At 48.4% G+C, this 3275-nt stretch carries 2 rRNA genes; both read left to right on the forward strand.

Going from position 1 to position 3275, the window contains the following annotated elements:
- The first annotated feature begins 168 nt into the window (after positions 1 to 168).
- Positions 169 to 3081: ribosomal RNA gene (locus DFR54_RS13000) — 23S ribosomal RNA — on the forward strand.
- An 89-nt stretch (positions 3082 to 3170) separates the two neighbouring features.
- Positions 3171 to 3275 (forward strand): 5S ribosomal RNA (rrf, locus tag DFR54_RS13005); the annotation flags it as partial.

The following is a 3275-nucleotide window of genomic DNA, read 5'->3' on the forward strand; positions in this document are numbered from 1 at the left end:
CGTTTTGTTCATTGAAAACTGGATAGTTGAAGTTAGACATCAACATAATTTTTAAAACACCGAGTTGATCAGTTTTAGTAATAAAATTGTGATACATATATAACTATTTAGTGTTAGATATCGCTATCTACATTAAATAAAACAAGTCTAACCAATAGGTTAGAAAAAGGTTAAGTGAATAAGGGCGCACGGTGGATGCCTTGGCACTAGAAGCCGATGAAGGACGGGACTAACTCCGATATGCTTTGGGGAGCTGTAAGTAAGCTATGATCCAGAGATTTCCGAATGGGGGAACCCAGCATCTTTAATAGGATGTTACTATTAAGTGAATACATAGCTTAATAGAGGTAGACGCAGAGAACTGAAACATCTAAGTACCTGCAGGAAGAGAAAGAAAAATCGATTTCCTTAGTAGCGGCGAGCGAAACGGAACCAGCCCAAACCAACAAGCTTGCTTGTTGGGGTTGTAGGACTCAGCTGTGGTAGCTGTTGTGGATAGTCGAATCGATCTGGAAAGGTCAGCCGGAGCGGGTAAAAGCCCCGTAGACGAAATTGACAACACACCTATGAGTATCCTGAGTACGGCGGAACACGCGAAATTCCGTCGGAATCCGGGAGGACCATCTCCCAAGGCTAAATACTCTCTAGTGACCGATAGTGAACCAGTACCGTGAGGGAAAGGTGAAAAGCACCCCGGAAGGGGAGTGAAATAGAACCTGAAACCGTGTGCCTACAAGAAGTCAGAGCCCGTTAATGGGTGATGGCGTGCCTTTTGCAGAATGAACCGGCGAGTTACGATTGCATGCGAGGTTAAGCTGAAGAAGCGGAGCCGTAGCGAAAGCGAGTCTGAATAGGGCGAGTGAGTATGTAGTCGTAGACCCGAAACCATGTGACCTACCCATGTCCAGGTTGAAGGTGCGGTAAAACGCACTGGAGGACCGAACCCACGTACGTTGAAAAGTGCGGGGATGAGGTGTGGGTAGCGGAGAAATTCCAAACGAACTTGGAGATAGCTGGTTCTCTCCGAAATAGCTTTAGGGCTAGCCTCGGAATTAAGAATGATGGAGGTAGAGCACTGTTTGGACTAGGGGCCCGTCTTGGGTTACCGAATTCAGATAAACTCCGAATGCCATTCATTTATGTCCGGGAGTCAGACAGTGAGTGATAAGATCCATTGTCGAAAGGGAAACAGCCCAGACCACCAGCTAAGGTCCCCAAATATATGTTAAGTGGAAAAGGATGTGAGGGTGCACAAACAACTAGGATGTTGGCTTAGAAGCAGCCATCATTTAAAGAGTGCGTAATAGCTCACTAGTCGAGTGCCCTTGCGCCGAAAATGTACCGGGGCTAAACATATTACCGAAGCTGTGGATAGAACCATTAGGTTCTATGGTAGGAGAGCGTTCTAAGGGCGTCGAAGCTAGATCGTAAGGACTGGTGGAGCGCTTAGAAGTGAGAATGCCGGTATGAGTAGCGAAAGACAGGTGAGAATCCTGTCCACCGAATGACTAAGGTTTCCTGGGGAAGGCTCGTCCTCCCAGGGTTAGTCGGGACCTAAGCTGAGGCCGATAGGCGTAGGCGATGGATAACAGGTTGAGATTCCTGTACCCGTTTGTTTTGTTTGAACAATGGAGGGACGCAGTAGGTTACAAGATCGCACTGTTGGATATGTGCGTTCAAGCAACAAGTCTTGGTAAGAGTCAAATGCTTTTACCTTTAAGGATGAGTTGTGATGAGGAGGGAAATATAGTACCGAAGTCTTAATATCACACTGCCAAGAAAAGCTTCTAGTTAGAAATAGACGGCCCGTACCGCAAACCGACACAGGTAGTCGAGGAGAGAATCCTAAGGTGAGCGAGAGAACTCTCGTTAAGGAACTCGGCAAAATGACCCCGTAACTTAGGGAGAAGGGGTGCTGAACGCAAGTTCAGCCGCAGTGAATAGGCCCAAGCGACTGTTTATCAAAAACACAGGTCTCTGCAAAATCGAAAGATGACGTATAGGGGCTGACGCCTGCCCGGTGCTGGAAGGTTAAGAGGATGGGTTAGCAATAGCGAAGCTCAGAATTGAAGCCCCAGTAAACGGCGGCCGTAACTATAACGGTCCTAAGGTAGCGAAATTCCTTGTCGGGTAAGTTCCGACCCGCACGAAAGGCGTAACGATTTGGGCACTGTCTCAACGAGAGACTCGGTGAAATTTTAGTACCTGTGAAGATGCAGGTTACCCGCGACAGGACGGAAAGACCCCATGGAGCTTTACTGTAGCTTGATATTGAATGTTTGTAACACATGTACAGGATAGGTAGGAGCCGTAGAATTCGGGACGCCAGTTTCGAATGAGGCAATGGTGGGATACTACCCTTGTGTTATGACCATTCTAACCCGCACCACTTATCGTGGTGGGAGACAGTGTCAGGTGGACAGTTTGACTGGGGCGGTCGCCTCCTAAAGAGTAACGGAGGCGCCCAAAGGTTCCCTCAGAATGGTTGGAAATCATTCGTAGAGTGCAAAGGCAGAAGGGAGCTTGACTGCGAGAGCTACAACTCGAGCAGGGACGAAAGTCGGGCTTAGTGATCCGGTGGTTCCGCATGGAAGGGCCATCGCTCAACGGATAAAAGCTACCCTGGGGATAACAGGCTTATCTCCCCCAAGAGTTCACATCGACGGGGAGGTTTGGCACCTCGATGTCGGCTCGTCGCATCCTGGGGCTGTAGTCGGTCCCAAGGGTTGGGCTGTTCGCCCATTAAAGCGGCACGCGAGCTGGGTTCAGAACGTCGTGAGACAGTTCGGTCCCTATCCGTCGCGGGCGTTGGAAATTTGAGAGGAGCTGTCCTTAGTACGAGAGGACCGGGATGGACACACCTCTGGTGTACCAGTTGTTCTGCCAAGGGCATTGCTGGGTAGCTATGTGTGGAAGGGATAAACGCTGAAAGCATCTAAGCGTGAAGCCCCCCTCAAGATGAGATTTCCCATTTCTTTAAGAAAGTAAGACCCCTGAAAGATGATCAGGTAGATAGGCTAGAAGTGGAAGTGCAGTGATGTACGGAGCGGACTAGTACTAATCGGTCGAGGACTTAACCAAAGAAAAACGGTGAAGTAATATTATGAAGAATCTAACTAAAACATCCAGTTTTGAGTGAATAATCACTCAATTAAATAAACGCACGCAAGTGTGGTGACGATGGCAAGAAGGATACACCTGTTCCCATGCCGAACACAGAAGTTAAGCTTCTTAGCGCCGATGGTAGTGAAGGGTTTCCCTTTGTGAGAGTAGGA

This window comes from Vagococcus fluvialis, assembly GCF_003337315.1.
Classification (GTDB): Bacteria; Bacillota; Bacilli; order Lactobacillales; family Vagococcaceae; genus Vagococcus; species Vagococcus fluvialis.